14 protein-coding genes are annotated in these 15,900 nt (G+C 71.3%); 10 read left to right on the top strand and 4 right to left on the bottom strand.

What is annotated here, in order from left to right:
* Window positions 1-4: 4 nt before the first annotated feature.
* The 4 genes from ALI22I_RS27015 (at window position 5) to ALI22I_RS27030 (ending at window position 8,153) form a co-directional block, all read left to right on the top strand.
* Window positions 5-1,228 carry a TIGR02679 family protein gene (locus tag ALI22I_RS27015; protein WP_238598590.1) on the top strand — a complete coding sequence of 408 codons (1,224 nt, stop codon included), beginning with the start codon at window positions 5-7 and terminating at the stop codon, window positions 1,226-1,228.
* 105 nt (window positions 1,229-1,333) lie between these two features.
* Entirely contained in the window at window positions 1,334-2,875 is a 1,542-nt protein-coding gene (locus tag ALI22I_RS27020) for a TIGR02677 family protein (protein WP_077008363.1), read from the top strand.
* Window positions 2,872-4,095 (top strand): TIGR02678 family protein, encoded by a 1,224-nt coding sequence (locus tag ALI22I_RS27025; protein ID WP_077008364.1) that lies wholly within the window; start codon window positions 2,872-2,874, stop codon window positions 4,093-4,095. Before ALI22I_RS27020 ends, ALI22I_RS27025 begins: the two co-directional genes overlap by 4 nt.
* A complete protein-coding gene (locus ALI22I_RS27030; RefSeq protein WP_077008365.1) occupies window positions 4,092-8,153 on the top strand; it encodes a TIGR02680 family protein in 4,062 nt (1,353 codons plus the stop codon). The genes ALI22I_RS27025 and ALI22I_RS27030 overlap by 4 nt, the downstream gene beginning before the upstream one ends.
* A 184-nt stretch (window positions 8,154-8,337) precedes the next feature.
* On the opposite strand, the gene ribA is transcribed toward ALI22I_RS27030, so the two are convergent.
* A complete protein-coding gene (gene ribA / locus ALI22I_RS27035; protein WP_077008366.1) occupies window positions 8,338-8,985 on the bottom strand; it encodes a GTP cyclohydrolase II in 648 nt (215 codons plus the stop codon).
* Between the two features lie 90 nt (window positions 8,986-9,075).
* Between ribA and ALI22I_RS27040 the strand changes: the two genes are divergently transcribed.
* From ALI22I_RS27040 to ALI22I_RS27055, 4 genes are all read left to right on the top strand, one after another.
* Window positions 9,076-9,474 (top strand): 6-pyruvoyl trahydropterin synthase family protein, encoded by a 399-nt coding sequence (locus tag ALI22I_RS27040; protein WP_077008367.1) that lies wholly within the window; start codon window positions 9,076-9,078, stop codon window positions 9,472-9,474.
* On the top strand, window positions 9,471-10,496 hold the full coding sequence (locus tag ALI22I_RS27045) for a glycosyltransferase family 4 protein (RefSeq protein WP_077008368.1): 1,026 nt from the start codon (window positions 9,471-9,473) through the stop codon (window positions 10,494-10,496). Before ALI22I_RS27040 ends, ALI22I_RS27045 begins: the two co-directional genes overlap by 4 nt.
* Complete coding sequence (locus ALI22I_RS27050; RefSeq protein ID WP_077008369.1) at window positions 10,493-11,287, top strand: class I SAM-dependent methyltransferase; 795 nt, start codon at window positions 10,493-10,495, stop codon at window positions 11,285-11,287. Before ALI22I_RS27045 ends, ALI22I_RS27050 begins: the two co-directional genes overlap by 4 nt.
* 83 nt (window positions 11,288-11,370) lie before the next feature.
* The gene (locus tag ALI22I_RS27055) at window positions 11,371-12,234 is read left to right on the top strand and encodes a lysylphosphatidylglycerol synthase transmembrane domain-containing protein (RefSeq protein ID WP_238598615.1); all 864 of its coding nucleotides are present in this window, start codon (window positions 11,371-11,373) and stop codon (window positions 12,232-12,234) included.
* Here the strand turns inward: ALI22I_RS27055 and ALI22I_RS27060 are convergent.
* Window positions 12,163-12,846, bottom strand: coding sequence for a creatininase family protein (locus ALI22I_RS27060; RefSeq protein ID WP_077008371.1), 684 nt, complete (start codon window positions 12,844-12,846; stop codon window positions 12,163-12,165). The genes ALI22I_RS27055 and ALI22I_RS27060 overlap by 72 nt on opposite strands.
* On the bottom strand, window positions 12,833-13,810 hold the full coding sequence (locus tag ALI22I_RS27065) for a zinc-dependent alcohol dehydrogenase (RefSeq protein ID WP_077008372.1): 978 nt from the start codon (window positions 13,808-13,810) through the stop codon (window positions 12,833-12,835). Before ALI22I_RS27065 ends, ALI22I_RS27060 begins: the two co-directional genes overlap by 14 nt.
* A 281-nt stretch (window positions 13,811-14,091) precedes the next feature.
* On the opposite strand from ALI22I_RS27065, the gene ALI22I_RS27070 reads away from it, so the two are divergent.
* Window positions 14,092-14,766, top strand: coding sequence for a CDP-alcohol phosphatidyltransferase family protein (locus tag ALI22I_RS27070; RefSeq protein ID WP_238598591.1), 675 nt, complete (start codon window positions 14,092-14,094; stop codon window positions 14,764-14,766).
* Complete coding sequence (locus ALI22I_RS27075; protein ID WP_083752037.1) at window positions 14,759-15,169, top strand: DoxX family protein; 411 nt, start codon at window positions 14,759-14,761, stop codon at window positions 15,167-15,169. The genes ALI22I_RS27070 and ALI22I_RS27075 overlap by 8 nt, the downstream gene beginning before the upstream one ends.
* On the opposite strand, the gene ALI22I_RS27080 is transcribed toward ALI22I_RS27075, so the two are convergent.
* Window positions 15,151-15,822, bottom strand: coding sequence for a RibD family protein (locus tag ALI22I_RS27080; RefSeq protein WP_077008374.1), 672 nt, complete (start codon window positions 15,820-15,822; stop codon window positions 15,151-15,153). The genes ALI22I_RS27075 and ALI22I_RS27080 overlap by 19 nt on opposite strands.
* Window positions 15,823-15,900 lie beyond the last annotated feature (78 nt).

The following is a 15,900-nucleotide window of genomic DNA, read 5'->3' on the forward strand; positions in this document are numbered from 1 at the left end:
AGGCGTGAACGTGTTCGCCCGACTCGATTCGCCCGCTCTCGCGCCGCTCTGGCAGGCGTTGCACGACCGCCTGTCGTCGGGACGGCAGGTCAGCCGGGTCAAGGTCGGCCCGCTGGACGACGGGCAACGCGCCGCGCTGGCCGACCTGCTGGGGAGCGAACGCCTGCCCGACGAGTACACGTCGGTCTCCCTCGCCGCCCTGGACGAACTGCTGGTGGCGTCCGTCGGTGCCGATACGCGCGAAGTCGTCGGCGCACTCGTCGGGCCACTCGACGACCGAGCGGGTCGGCGGGCGCGGGACGAGGCCGAACGAGCCGGGTTGTGGGACTGGCTGGAGCGGCACGAGGTCGTGGCCGGGCAACCGGTCCTGGGCGACTGGGTGGCCGTGGTCCGGAGATCCGGCCTGATCGGCGGGTCCGTGGCGCGGACGCGGGCCGAACTCGACGGGGCGTTGCGGGTCGTCGGCCGACTGCCCGGGACGGGCGTTCCGCTGCCGGTGCTGGCGGAGGACGTGTTGGGCGATTCCCATGCCCTCGATGAGGGGACTCGCTGCGCGGGCCTGGTGCTGCGGGCCCTGTCGGTTCTCTACGGTGTCGATCCGCCTGGTGACGCGCAGCAGCGACGGGCACTGTGGGAACGGGCGGGCGTGGTCGAGGACGAGTTGTCGTCGGTCGTGCTGGTCGCGGGTCTGCGCCTGGGCGGTGACGATGTCGGCGGTCGGGTGTTGGGTGTGTGCGCCGATGCCGGGCAGGTCGCGGCGCTGACGCTCGCGCAGGTGCGTGCCACCTCGTTCGCAGGGGCGCCGGGGGACGTGTGGGTGTTCGAGAACCCGAGCGTGTTGGCCGTGGCGACGGCGCGGTTCGGTCGTCGGTGTCCGCCGATCGTGTGCACTTCGGGATGGCCGAGCAGTGCGGTGATCGCGTTCCTGCGCGGGTTGTCCTCGGCCGGATCGGCGTTGCGCTACCACGGTGATTTCGACGGTGAGGGTCTCCGCATCGCCGCGCACGTGATGGCGCGAACCGGCGCGACGCCGTGGCGCATGACCACCGCCGACTACCTGTCCGCGTCGGCCGGGGCGGGGCCGGGCACGGCTGTCGGCCGGGTCACCGAGGCGCCGTGGGACGACGCTCTCGCGGCGGCGATGCGGGAGCGGGGCATGGCGGTCGTCGAGGAACGGGTCACCACCCGGCTGCTGGACGAACTCGACGAACTCGACGAACTCCGATGACCTCGATGAACGTTGACGGACCCGACGAACTCGACGATTGCGGATGAGCTCTTGAACGCCTGCCGTACGGTGGCCGGCGGCGGAGGGAGGTTTCGCGTGGCGGGGATGCGCGTGCCGCCGGAGATGTTCCGGTTCACGAGCGGGGAGCGGGCCGAGCTCTACGTCGCGGTCCTGCACGCGTTCGGGGAGGCCAACGAACGGTTGGAGACCGCTCTCGGCCTGGACGACGTGCGCGCCAGGTTGCGCTCGATCGGCTGGCTCGACCCGCTGGACGACGGTGAGCTGGCCGACGCGCTGGGACAACTCAAGACCTGGCAACTGCTCGACGTCACCCAGAACCACGCGGAGAACTACCGGACCGCTGACGAGTACGAACGGCGCAACCTCCAGTACTCGCTGACCAGACGTGGTGAGGCGGCGCTGGCCGGTGTGGTGCACGCGATGAGCGTGCTGGCCTCGACCGGGGCGTTGCAGACGGCCGTGCTCGACGCGATCGCCGACCGGCTCGGTGAGCTGGCCGGGCACCTGTCCGACGCAGCCACGGCCGATCGCCGCGTCTTCAGCACGTTGACCGAGTTGGAAGGTCACCTGGAGGCGTTGCGCGGCAACACCAGGCAGTTCAACGGCGAGTTGCAGCGCCTGCTGCGCGCGGAGGGCGCCGACCAGGAGACGTTCCGAGAGGTGAAGGCCGCGACGGTGGCCTACCTGCAGGAGTTCACCGAGAACCTGGAGCAGCGGGCGCACACCATCGCCACCAGGATCGAGCTGGTCGAGCGGCACGGGGTGGGCCTGCTGCACCACCGCGCGCTGCTCGGCGCGGAACTGCCGCCGGTTCCCGGTCAGGACCCGGGCGCCGCCTGGTTGGAGCTGCGGCGGGCCAGGTGGGAGGGGTTGCAGGCGTGGTTCCGGCCCGTGGACGGCAGCACGCCGAGGGTGTTGCAGCTGTTCTCCGTCGCCCGCCGGGCGATCATCGCGTTGTTGCAGGTGCTGGACCGGATCACCGAATCACGGCGCCGGTCGACCAGCGCCGTGGCCGACTTCCGGGAGCTGGCCCGCTGGTTCGCGGTGGCGCCGTCGGAGGCGGACTCGCACTTGCTGTGGTCGACCGCGTTCGGACTGGGTTCCGCGCGGCACGCGCACCTGGGCCACCCCGATCCGGAGCTGGTCAGCTCGTCCGCGCGGTGGGAGGACGCGCCGCCCGTCGAGGTGTCCGCCCTCCTGCGCAGCGCGGGCCGGACCGAGCGGTTCAGCCGCACCGGCCGGGTTCGTGACGTGGCGGCCGTCAAAGCGGCCCGAGCCGACCAGGCGCGGGCCGAGCGGGCCGCGTTGAGAGCCGCGTGGGACCTGCTGGACACCGGCGGCGGTGTGCGGCTGTCCGGTTTCGAGCGGCTGGACCACGAGGTGTTCGAACGCCTGCTGGACCTGCTCGGGCGCGCGCTGGCCACGGCTCCCGACGACGACGGCGTCCGTCGGGGGACCACGAGCGATGGGCGGGTCGAAATCCTGCTGCGACTGCCGGCGGACGACCACCGGGCGCCGGCTACCCTCCGCACGCCGCGCGGGGTGTTCGTCGGCCCGGACTGCGACGTCGAGATCCGCGTGGTGGGCGGGCGTGGCGCGTCGGGGTCGAGGGAGGCGGCCCGGTGAGCAACCTGGCCAACCAACTCGTCATCGCCGAACGCGAAGAGGTCGCCCGGGGTATCCGGTTGTTGCTGGCCACGCCGTTGATCAGCGCGAAGTCGGCGGCGGAGGCCTTCGACCTGGTGCGCCGCAGGCGGGAGCCGATCGCGAAGTGGTTCGACTACTACTGCGGCTGGTCGTTGGTCGTCGAGCCGCGTCTGGGGTACGCGCGGCTGGGCAAGGTGCGCGTCGCCACCGACCCCACCCGGCCGGCGCGGAGGCACCGCGCGGGACGGGCGCCGTTCGACCGACGGCGGTACACCCTGCTGTGCGTGGTGGCCGCCGAACTGCTGGGCGTGCCGGTCACGACCATCGGCCTGGTGGCGGACCGGGTGGCCCAGGCCACCGCGACCGACCCGGTCGTGCCGGCGTTCGACACGTCCAACCGCGCGGAGCGGATGGCGTTCGTCGACGTGCTGCGCCTGCTGGAGTCGGTCGGCGCGGTGGAGGTCGTGGACGGCTCCACCGAGTCGTTCGTGGAGTCCACCACCGCGAAAGTGCTCTACCGGGTGGACGCGACGCTGCTCATGCGCCTGCTCTCGGCCCCGGTCGGGGCGTCGCAGTCGGCTGTGCCGGTGGACGAGGTGCCGGTGCGCTTCCCCGAGCTGTTGCACCGGCTGTCGCGCGAACGGCGCTACGGCGGCGCGGACGAGCCGGCGTCCGACGTGCAGCGCAACCTGTGGCTGCGGCACTCCGTGTTCCGCAAGCTGGTCGATGACCCGGTCGTGCACCGGGACGAGCTGACGCCCGCGGAACTGGCCTACCTCTCCTCGCCGACCGGTGGGCAGCTGCTGCGCCGGGCCGCCGATCAGGCCGGGTTCCTGGTGGAGGAACGGGCGGACGGCGTGATGCTGGTCGACCCGGACGGCCTGGCCACCGACACCCGGTTCCCCGACGATTCCGGCAACGCCAAGGTCGCGGCCCTGCTGCTGCTCGACACGATCACCTCCGCCCTCGGCGCGGTGACCACCGAGCAGCTGCTGGCCGAGGCCGACGGGCTGCTGCGCCGCTTTCCGAAGTGGGCCAAGGGTTACCGGGGCGAGGACGGGGCCGCGCGGCTGGTGGGCGATGCGCTGGAAGTGCTCCGCGGATTCGGGTTGATCCGATCCGACGGCGGCCTGGTCCGCGCCAGCCCGGCTGCCTTCAGGTACTCGGTGACCGCGACCAAGGACGGGGACGATTCATGACGGTGACCGAACTGCCGCACACCGCCGTCGTTCCCGACGCGGAAGCCGTGCCCAGGTGGGTGCCCGAACGCGCCGGAATCCTCAACGTCTGGCGTTACTACGACGAGGTGTTCACGTTCCACAAAGGACGGTTGCTGCTGCGCGGGCCCAACGGCACCGGCAAGTCCAAGGCGCTGGAACTGCTGTTGCCGTTCCTGTTCGACGCCAACCTCCGCGCCAACCGGTTGTCCACTTTCGGCACGTCCGAGCGCACCATGCACTGGAACCTGATGGGAGAGGGCGCGTCCGGCGTCACCAGGGTGGGGTACGTGTGGCTGGAGTTCCGCTTCACCGACGGCGCGTCGGAGCGGTGGTTCACCTGCGGCGCACGGCTCGCCGCGACCAAGCACACCAGCGCCGTGCACCCGGACTACTTCACCACCGGACAACGCGTCGACGAGCCGGGTGGGCTGTTGCTCAAGGCCGACGGCCACCCGCTCACCAAGAAGGCGTTGGAGAGCGCGCTGGGCGAGCACGGCGTGCTGCACCAGAGCGCTGCCGACTACCGGGCGGCGGTGCGTTCGACCCTGTTCCCCGGCTTGAGCGAGCAGCGCTACGACGCGCTGATCACCGCGCTGCTCCAGCTCCGCACGCCGAAGCTCTCCCAGCGGCTCGATCCCGCGTTGTTGTCGACCTTGTTGTCGAAGGCGCTGCCGCCACTGGGCGAAGCGGAGATCGGCGAGCTGGCGGAGGGCTTCGAACGCCTGGACCGGCAGCGTGAACAGCTCAAACGGCTGGACGACGAGGTCGAGGCCGCACGGGACCTCAGAGCGAAGCAGCGCGCCTACGCCCAGCGGGTGCTGCGCGCCGCGTCTGCCGGGCTCATCTCGGCGACCACCGAGATGAGCAGGCTGGCCGACGCCGCCAAGCAGTCGGAGGAAGAACACCGGGACGCGGCGCGTCGCAAGGACGAGGCCGTGCGGCGTGGTGAGGCGCTGGACGACCGGATCGCCGACACCGAAGGCCGGATCGAAGGACTGGTCGACAGCGAGGCGTACCGGCGGGGCCAGGAACTCGACCGGCTGCGGACGCAGGCCAGGGAAGCGTCCGCGACGGCGCGATCCCGGCGTGCGGACGCCACGCGTCTCCGGGAAGTGGCGGAAGCGGATGAGGAGGAGGCCGCCTCGGCCGCCGGCATCGTGGAGTCCCGGTCGGCCGCGGTGCGTTCGATGGCCGACGAGGTCGTGGCCGCCGCCACCCGGGTCGGTCTCGGCGCCGTGCCCGCCGAGATCGGCAACGACCCCGCCGACACGTCCCGATCCCGGATGCTGCTGCGCGCGGCGGTGCAGGCCCGAACCGAGCAGGTGACGTCCGTTCGCGCGGCCTTGGACGAGCACGACCGCGCGGTGAGCGGCCGACAGCAGGCGGAAACGGCGCTGGAAGAGGCCAGGGAGGACCTGTCGGAGGCCACCGCGCACCGCGTCGAGGCCGCCGAACACCGGGACACCGCGCTCGCGGAACTGACCGACGCCGTCCGTGACTGGGCGGCCGGGTGCCGTGAACTCGTGTTCCCCGATCCCGACGCCGTGGCCGACCTGGTGGCGTCGGAGGCGGCCGTGCTGGCGGAGGTCGACGCCGCTGCGGGCCGGGTGCTGCACGTGATCACGAGGGACGAGACGCTGGCCGAGTCGGCGGTGCGCGAGGCCGAGCGGGAGAAGGCGGCGATCGCGGCCGAGATCGCGCGCCTCTCCGGCGTCGAGGATCTGCCGCCGGACCCGCCCCCGACCCGCACCGCCGACCGCGCCACCCTGACCGGCGCGCCGCTGTGGCGGCTGGTCCGTTTCGCCGACGCCGTGCCCGACCACGTCCGGGCCTCGGTGGAAGCCGCGCTCCAAGCCTCCGGGTTGTTGGACGCCTGGGTCGGGCACGACGGGGCGGTCGAGGGACACGACACGTTCGCCGTTCCCGACGCGGCGCCCGCGGCTCCCGGTGGTTCGCTCGCCGACATCCTCGTTCCGGAAACCGACGCGGCGGTGCCCGCGGACGTCGTGATCCGCCTGCTGGCCGGTATCGCCTACGGCGAGCGCCTGCCCGACGGCCACCCGGCGGCGATCGGCGCCGACGGCGGGTGGCGACTGGCGAACGTGCGCGGCACCTGGCACAAGGACGAGGCCGCGCACATCGGCGCCCTGGCCAGGCGCAACGCCCGGCAGCGACGGCTGGCGGAGCTGCGGGAGCGGATCACGGCGCTGGACGCGGTGATCGAGGAGCACACGGCCGTGTTGCGGTCGCTGGCCTCCCGGCGGGCGGCGCTCGAAGCCGAGCGGGCCGGCCGGCCCGGCCACGCGCGGGCCGACGAGGCGGCACTGGAGCTGACCCGGGCGGAATCGGCGGTGTCCTCGGCGGACGGCGTGGTGCGGCGCTCGCTGGACGCGTTGGCCGGGAAGGAGCAGGAGGTGAACCGGGCACTGCGCGGGCTGACCGCCGTGGCGGCCGAGCACGGCCTGCCCGCGGACCGGGCGGCGCTCACCGCCGTCGATGCCGCCGTGGCGGGTTTCCGGGCGCAAGCCGACGCGTGGATCGACGGACACGCGGTCCTGCTGTCCGCGCGGGACACGGCCGCCCGGCTCGCCGCGCAGGCCGGCCGATCCCGGTCCATCGCCGAGCAGCGGGAGTCGGAGGCGGGCGAGGCCGAAACCCGGGCGCTCCGGCTCGGCGGCGCGCTGGAAGCGGTCGAGGGGACCATCGGCGTCGACTACCGGCAGGTGCTGGACGAACTCGCCGACCTGCGCGACCTGCTCGTGGAGCTCAAGCGGCAGGCGAACGCCAACCGCGGGGAGGCCAACGGGCTGGCGGAGCGCCTGGGTGAGCTCAACAGCCGGCGGGTGACCGACGCGCAGGCGCGCGACCGTGCCGCCGAGGCACGGGACCTGGCCGCGGAACGCTTCCGGCACCTGGCCCGGGGCAGCTTTCCCGCCGACGGCGATATCGCCGACCTGCCGTCGTTCGCCCAGGTCCGCGGCGCGTCGAGCGGTGTCCGGGCGGTCCTCGACGCCGCGCGGGCCGTCGCCGCGACGTGGCCGACGTTGCCGCACTCCCCGAAGAACCTCGGCGACGCGGCGCACCGGTTGGCCGAGTCGGTGCACGCCTGTCGTGCCGTGCTCAGCGGTCGGGCGGATCTCGACCTGGACTCCGACGAGGACGTCCAGGTCTTCTCCGCGATGGTGGACGGGGTCCGGGTGGGCGCCGCCGCGCTGTTCGACCTGCTGCGGCGGGAAGCGGACCAGAGCCGTCAGGACATCACCGGCCAGGAGCGGGAGCTGTTCGACAAGACCCTGACCGGCGACACCCGTCGCCACCTCGCCGCGCGGATTCGGCAGGCGCACGAGCTGGTCGACGGCATGAACGCCCGCCTCGAACGCGTGCGCACCGCGTCCAAAGTGGCGGTTCGGCTGGTCTGGGAGGTCTCACCCGACCTGCCGCCGGGCACCAAGGCCGCCCGCGACCTCCTGCTGAAGGACCCGGTGCGGCTGACCGACGCGGACCGGGAGTCGCTGCACCGGTTCTTCCGGGACCGCATCGAGCAGGCGAAGGCCGACGACACCGCGGTCGGCTGGGAACAGCAGCTCGGCCAGGTCTTCGACTACACGGGGTGGCACCGCTTCGTGGTGAAGGTCGACCGGGCCAACGGTTCCGGCTGGCAGCCGCTGACCAGGAAGCTGCACGGCGCGCTGTCGGGTGGTGAGAAGGCGATCGCCCTGCACCTGCCGCTGTTCGCCGCCGTGGCGGCCCACTACCAGGCGGTGTCCGAGGCGCCGCGGATCATCCTGCTGGACGAGGTGTTCGTCGGCGTCGACAGCGCCAACCGCGGCCAGGTGTTCGAGCTGTTGTCGGCCCTGGACCTGGATCTCGTTCTCACCTCCGACCACGAGTGGTGCACCTATCGCGAGTTGGACGGCATCGCCATCCACCAGTTGATCACCGGTGGCGACGGCGACGACGCGGTCACCACCGCCCGATTCGTGTGGGACGGCGCCGACCTGGTCACCGGGGAAGCACGTGGTGATTCCGGGTCGTGAGGTGAACTCGCGATAAGGTGAAATAATCCCAACTACATTGCTGAACCGGTTACTTGGTGACGTTCGCTCCTCCTGTTCGTCGGGAATGGCGGAAATGACGCACCGGGCGTCGGCGTCGCAAAGCCTCGCACGCGCCACCACACGCCCCGCACACACGCCGTGCACAGTCAGAGCGACTGCCGGGTCACCGGTCCGCTGCGGTGGGGTAGTCGGCCGAGAACACGTCCACCTGCGGCAGGTCGTGACCCAGCCGGTCCCGTTTCGCGGTGAGGTAGCCGATGTTGTGCTGGTTCGGGCGCATCAGGTGCGGCACGCGGGCCGCCACCTCGATGCCGCGGCTCTCCAGCGCCTCGATCTTGTCCGGGTTGTTGGACATCAACCGCACGGACAGCACGCGCAGGTGCTTCAGGATGCGTGCGGCGGGGGTGTAGTCCCGGACGTCGACCGGCAGACCCAGGGTGGTCGCGGAGTCGAGCGTGTCCATGCCCTGCTCGTCCTGGAGCACGTGCGTGCGCACCTTGGCCACCAGGCCGATCCCGCGTCCCTCATGGCCTCGCAGGTAGATCAGGATGCCGGCGCCCTCGGCGACGATCCGGTCCAGTGCGGCGTCGAGCTGGTCGCCGCACTCGCAGCGCATCGCACCGAAGATGTCACCGGTCATGCACTCCGAGTGCACGCGCACCAGCACGTTCTCGCGCATTCTGGTCCGGCCGTAGACGAGGGCCATGTGTTCGTGCCCGTCCGCCCGGAACGCCACCGCGCGGAACGTGCCGCGGCGCGTGACCAGGTCGGACTCCGCCACGTCCTGGTCGTTGAAGGCTTCCTCGTGCATCCGGCTCCCTCGTCCACCCGACACCGGTCCAACGTTCACTACGCTCGACCGGAACTTGCACCGTAGCTCGCTCACTCGGCGGAGGTCACCCTGTTCAGCATCACCGTTCGTGATCACGTGATGATCGCCCACAGCTTCCGCGGCGAGGTCTTCGGTCCGGCACAGCGCCTGCACGGAGCAACGTTCGTAGTGGACGCGAGGTTCAAACGGGCCGATCTCGACTCGGACAACATCGTCGTCGACATCGGACTGGCGACCGAGCAACTGCGCTCGGTCCTGGGCGAACTCAACTACCGCAACCTCGACGACGTGCCCGCGTTCGCCGGGATCAACACGTCGACCGAGTTCCTGGCCAAACACATCGCCGACCAACTCGCGGACCTGGTCCACGCGGGTGCGCTCGGCGAAGGCGCCCGCGGCCTGGCGGCCATCGAGGTCAGCCTGCACGAGTCGCACGTCGCCTGGGCGAGCTACGAACGCCCGCTGTGACGCTCCACTTCGTCCTGCCCGGCGACGTGGACGACCCCACGTCGCCGAGCGGCGGCAACGTCTACGACCGCCGCGTCATCCAGAGCCTGGCCAAGCTGGGCACGGCAGTGCGCGAGATCACCATCCCCGGCACCTGGCCGCAGCCCTCGCACACCGCCCGTGCGCGGCTGGACCAGGCACTGGCCGGCATCGAGGACGGCGCGGTCGTGCTCCTGGACGGCCTGGTGGCGTGCGGCGTGCCTGAGGTGGTCGTGCCGCACGCCGGTCGGCTGCGCCTGGTGGTCCTGGTGCACCTGCCGTTGGCCGACGAGACGGGCCTGCCACCCTCGGTTGCCGCACGCCTGGACGCCGCCGAACGCGAGTGCCTGCACGCCGCCGGCGCCGTCGTGGCCACCAGCCCGTGGGCGGCACGACGACTAGCCGGCCACCACGGCCTGGCCCGAGTCCACGCCATCACCCCCGGCACCGACCCCGCGCCGCCGGCCACCGGCACCGACGGCGTGTCCCGGCTGCTCTGCGTCGCCTCGCTGACTCCGCGCAAGGGCCACGACGTGCTGGTGGAAGCCCTGGCCACCGTCACCGACGTCCCGTGGACCTGCGCGTTCGTCGGTCCTGAGCGATCCGGCGGTCCAGTCCGTGACCTGATCGCCCAACACGGGCTAGCCGACCGGATCGACCTGATCGGCCCACTCACCGGCAAGCCACTGGACCGCGCGTACGCGACCGCCGACCTGTTCGTGCTGCCATCCCGCGCCGAGACCTACGGCATGGTCGTCACCGAGGCACTGGCCCGCGGCGTGCCGGTGATAGCGAGTTCCGTACCCGACGCACTCGGTAACGGCGGCCTGCTCCTCCCACCCGACGACGTGACCGCGTTCGCGCAGGCCCTGCGCCGGTGGTTCACCGACGAGGACTGGCGCCGTGACCTGCGCAGCCGTGCTCTGACCCGCCGCACTGAGCTGTCCACATGGGACGAAACGGCGGCCGAACTGGTGAGGGTGCCGGCTAGTCTGCGGGCATGAGCGACTTCGCCCCGGAATGGCTGGCACTGCGTGAGAAGGCCGATGCGGACGCCCGCGCGGTGGATCTGGTCGAGCGGCTGCGCAAGATCGATCTGAACCGGACACCCCTCGTGGTGCGTGATCTCGGGTGTGGAACGGGATCGTTGGGACGATGGCTCACCGGGCGGTTGGACGGTCCGCAGCACTGGGTGCTGCAGGACCGCGACCCCCGTCTGCTCGGCATCGCGGCGGCGGGCATGACGGGCGTCACCGTGGAGACGCGGGAGGGCGACCTGACCGCGCTCACTGCCGCTGACCTGGCCGGCACGTCACTCGTCACGGCGTCGGCTCTGCTCGACTTGCTGACGGCTGACGAGGTCGAGGGGCTGGCTGAGGCGTGCGTCGGCGCGGGGTGTCCGGCGCTGCTCACGCTGTCCGTGGCGGGGCGGGTCGAGTTCGACCCCGCCGAACCGTTGAACGCGGAGCCTGCCGACGCCGAGTTCGAGGCCGCGTTCAACGCCCACCAACGGCGGGAAGTGGCAGGTCGTCGGCTGCTCGGGCCGGACGCCGCCGAGGCTGCGGTCAAGGCCTTCGAACGCCGGGGCGCGGAGGTGACGACGAGCCCCAGCCCGTGGCGGCTGGGGCCGGACCAGGCCGCGCTGGCAGGGGAGTGGCTGCGCGGCTGGGTGGCCGCGGCGGTCGAGCAGGAGCCCCGCCTCGCCGCCGAAGCCCCCGCCTACCTGCGACGCAAGCTCGACAACGGTCCGCGCGTGGTCGTGCACCACACCGATCTGCTGGCGGTGCCTCGGTGAAGCGGCTCTGGCCTTGGCTGCGGTTGCTCGGCGCGATCGGCATCCTGGTGGCGCTGGGGTGGCGGTTGGGTGCGGATGCGTTTGTGGACGGACTCCGTGCGGTCAATGTGTGGTCGGTTGTCGCGGCGCTTGGTATTGGGCTGTTGACCACGGTGCTCAGTGCGTGGCGGTGGTGTGTCATTGCTCGTCGCCTTGGGCTGCCGCTCACCCTTGGGACGGCCGTGTCGGACTACTACCGGGGGCTGTTGCTCAACGCGGTGCTGCCCGCCGGCGTGCTGGGTGACGTGCACCGGGCGGTGAGTCACGGGCGGCAGGCCGGTGATGTGGGGCGCGGTGTGCGGGCGGTGGTGTTCGAGCGGGCTGCGGGGCAGGTGGTGCTCATCGGGCTTGGTGTCGCGGTGCTGTTCAGCCAGTCTGTGCCGGTTGAGCTGCCTGGTCGGGGTGTCCTGGTGACGGGGCTGGTCGTGCTTGCAATAGCGGGCGTGGTCGCGGGGCGGTCCACCAAGGTGCGTCGGATGCTCGGGACGACGTGGGCGGACGCTCGAACGGGTCTGGTGAACCGCGAGGTGCTGCCGAAGGTCGTGCTGCTGTCGGCGGCGACGTTGGCCGGGCACGTGGCGCTGTTCGTCGTCGCGGCCAGGGTCGCCGGCTCGGAGGCTTCGATCGGACGGCTCGTCCCGCTGATCGTGCTCGCGTTGCTGGTGATGGCCGTGCCGGTGAACGTCGGTGGCTTCGGGCCGCGTGAAGCGTTCCTGGCGGTGGCGTTCGGCGCGGCGGGTCTGGGTGCGGCCCAAGGGTTGACGACCGGGGTCGTTTACGGGGTGCTGGCGATGATCAGCAGCCTGCCCGGTGTCCTCACGCTGTTCCGCCGCACCTCAGAACACCGCGAGGTACTGACCGAACGACTCGACCAGCGCCGCGAGCAGGTCCCGGCCCTTGTCGGCTGACGCCAGCGAAGGACGGCCGATCACCCCGGACGACGTGTACGGCGCGAGGCCCAACGTGAGCATGTGCGGCCGGTCGTCGGCCAGGTGGTCGCTCGTCTCGTAACCGTATTTCAGCAGCTCAGGGTGGGCGTGCAGGAGGATGGAGGTCTCCAGTTCGCCCGCGTGCATATCGCTGCGGGACGAGGTCTTAAGGCCGGCGGCAGCGCGCGCCACGGCCCAGTCGCCGCTGGCGGGGAACAACGCCATCCCCTCGGACTCCTGCACGATGTTCGACAGCACGTAGTTCCCGCCGTGCCCGTTGACCAGCACCAAGTGCGGCACGCCGGACCGGCGCAACGAGTCCGCGACGTCCCGCACCACCGAGTACAGCGTCCGCGCCGAGATGCTCACCGTGCCCGGCCAGTCGGCGTGCTCGTGCGAGCACGAGATCGTGATCGGCGGCAGCAGCTGCACGGGGTGCGCGTCGGCGATCGCCCGCGCGATCGTGCAGGCGATGACCGTGTCCGTCGCCAACGGCAGGTACGGGCCGTGCTGCTCGTGGCTGCCGACGGGCAGCACGGCCACGGTCGCCGCACGCGCCCGCACGTCCTCGGTGGTGTCAGGCAGGTACATGCCCGGGACCGTAACCAATCCGGTGGCACAGGGCCGGGAGTTCGCCACTGGCCAACCTCGGCAGCACGTCCGGCAGGTCGTCGAACCGGCTCTCACCGGTGATCAGCGCGTCGAACGCGGGATCGGCGAGCAGATCCAGAGCAAGGGACATCCGCTCGGCGTACGTCCGGTCCGGCCGCGCGACCACGCCCACCTGACTGCTGCGCAGACGCAGCCTGCGGGAGTGGAAGAACTCGCCCAGCGGCACGCTGACCCGGCGGTCGCCGTACCAACTCAGCTCGACCACCTGCCCCTCCGGCGCGAGCAGCGCCAACGACCGCTCCAGCCCCGCGTCGGTCGCACTCGCGTGCACGACGAGATCACAGTTACCCTCAGCCTCCTCGGGCAATGCGAAGGCCACGCCCAACGCGGCGGCCACCGACGCACGGCCGGGGTCGGCGTCGACCAGTTGCAGCCGCACGCCGGGGAACCGGGCGAGCACGGCGGCCACACTGCACCCGACCATCCCGCCGCCGACCACCGCGATCCGGTCACCGATCAACGGTTTCGCGTCCCACACCGCGTTCACCGCCGTCTCCACCGTCCCCGCCAGCACCGCGCGCGCGGCGGGCACCGCGTCCGGCACGGGCGTCACCGCGTCGGCCGACACCACGTAGTGCGTCTGATGTGGATAGAGGCAGAACACCGTGCGGCCCAGGAGCGGACCCTGTTCCACCACACCGACGTTGAGGTAGCCGTACTTGACCGGCCACGGGAAGTCACCCTCCTGGAACGGTGCCCGCATCACGTCGTGCTGGTTCTCCGGCACACCACCGCGCAGCACCAGCGTTTCCGTACCCCGGCTGATGCCCGAGTACAAGGTGCGCACGAGGACTTCACCCGGCCCGGGCTCGGGCAGGACGACCGATCGGATCTCACTTTTTCCCGATGAGGTGAACCAGAGGGCCCTCGCCTTGCGTGTCATCTATAACAAACCTCCGATAGCCGGGGCCCACCGCCACGAGGGGCACGATGATCACACTTCAGCACAGCACGGCGCCGGCCGTGCGCAGGGTCGCGCTGACCCGCACCCGCGAGGTCGCGTCGGTCGTTCGTGCCTCGTTTTCCGGCGATCACGCTCTTCGATCGTCGGAAAACGAGGCACGAGCGGTCGACTTCCAGGTGACCGAGCCCGCGACGCCGGAGGCGGCGCAATCCAACACAGCGCAATTCAACACAGAACCTGTCGCGTGGGCAGGCGTCCAAGTGCTCCTGCTCGCCGTGCTGGAGGCCACGGTCGGACTCGGCGTGCTGGGCTGGCTCGTGGGCATCGCCTACGCAGTCGCCACCCAGGCGTTGCTGAGCGGTGCCGTGCAGCGGTCCGCGCGCGGCGTGCTCGGGCCTGCCGACCGCGTCACGCTCGCCAGGGGGCTCCTGGTCGGCGGCGTAACGGCGCTGGTGGCGGACGGTGCGCTGGTGGCCGGCGGGACCAGTGAGACAGCGGTCCTCGTCGTGTTCGCCGGCGTTGCGCTCGCACTGGACTTCGTGGACGGCCAGGTCGCACGTCGCACGGGCACGTCTTCGGCCATGGGTGCGCGGTTCGACATGGAGGTCGACGCGTTCCTGATCCTGGTGCTGAGCGTGCACGTCGCCCTGTCGTTCGGGCCGTGGGTGCTGGTGATGGGTGCCCTGAGGTACGCGTTCGTCGCGGCTTCCTGGGGTTTGGGCTGGTTGCGGAGTGCTCTGCCGGCGAGCTACGCGCGCAAGGTGGTGGCTGCCGTGCAGGGGATCGTGCTCGTCGTCGCCGCGTCCGGGCTGGTGCCGTACGCCGGTGTCCTGGTAGGACTGGCGCTGGCCTCGCTCATCTGGTCGTTCGGCCGTGACATCGCGTGGCTGTGGCGCAACGCTTCAGCGTCGGTGAAGGGAGTCAGCCATGCCTGACGCAACTGTCCAGCCTCGGATGAGCGTCGCGCAGACGGTCGGGAACGTCGTGCTGTGGGCGTTGCAGGTGCTGCTGGCCGCGTATTTCGTCTACAGCGGGATGTCGCTGCTCGGTGACGGCTTCGTGGGCAAGTTCGACAAGATCGGCTTCGGGCAGTGGCTGCGGTACGTCACCGGTGTGCTGGAGATCGCGGGCGCGCTCGGCCTGCTCGTACCGCGCCTGTGCGGGCTCGCTGCGTTGGGCCTGGTAGGCGTGATGGCGGGAGCGGTCGCCACGGAGCTGTTCATCCTGGGCGACACGGACGGCGCGGTGCTGCCCGCGACCCTGCTCGCATTGGCCGCCGTGGTGGCGTGGTTCCGCCGCGACACCGTCCGGGCGTTGCTTCAGTCCTTCGGGAAGTAGCGCAGCACGGCGACGTCACCCAGTTTGGTGACGTCCTCCAGGTGGAAGCGCCGGGCCGGGCCGCCCGGGAACTCGGCCGGGTTGACGAACCGCGGCGCGTTGGCCTGGCCGATCAGCATCGGGGCGACGGCCATCCGGACCTCGTCGGCCAGCCCCGCGGACAGGAACGCGGTGTGGATCGTGCCGCCGCCCTCCACCATGAGCCGGTCCACGCCACGCTCACCGAGGTCGTCCAGCAGCACGCCGAAGTCGATGGCCGGGCCGAGGGACACCACGTCCGCCAGGTCCCCGACCGCCGCTTGAGCACGTGGTCGGCCGGAATCCGTGGTGTAGACGAGCTTGTCGCCGCCGTGGTGCCAGAACTTGAGCGACGGGTCCAGATCACCGCTGCCGGTCACGGTGACCTTCAACGGGTACTCGGAACGTCCCTTTGCGACCCGCGCGGCACGTCGTTCGGCGCTGTTGACCAGCAGTCGAGGGTTGTCCCGGCGGATCGTCGCGGCGCCGACCAGGATCGCCCCGGACTCCGCGCGCACCCGGTCGACGTGGTCGAAGTCCTCGGCGTTGGACAGCGGGAACCGCTCCGCACCCCGGTCGTCGATGTAACCGTCCACACTGACCGCGACACTGAGCAGGACATACGGGCGATTCACGCGTCTACCGTACCCACCCCTGAACCACCGGCAGGTGTGCGCGCGTTCTACTCATAGGGGTTGGCACGAATCGCGGAG

This window comes from Saccharothrix sp. ALI-22-I (assembly GCF_001984175.1).
GTDB lineage: Bacteria > Actinomycetota > Actinomycetes > Mycobacteriales > Pseudonocardiaceae > Actinosynnema.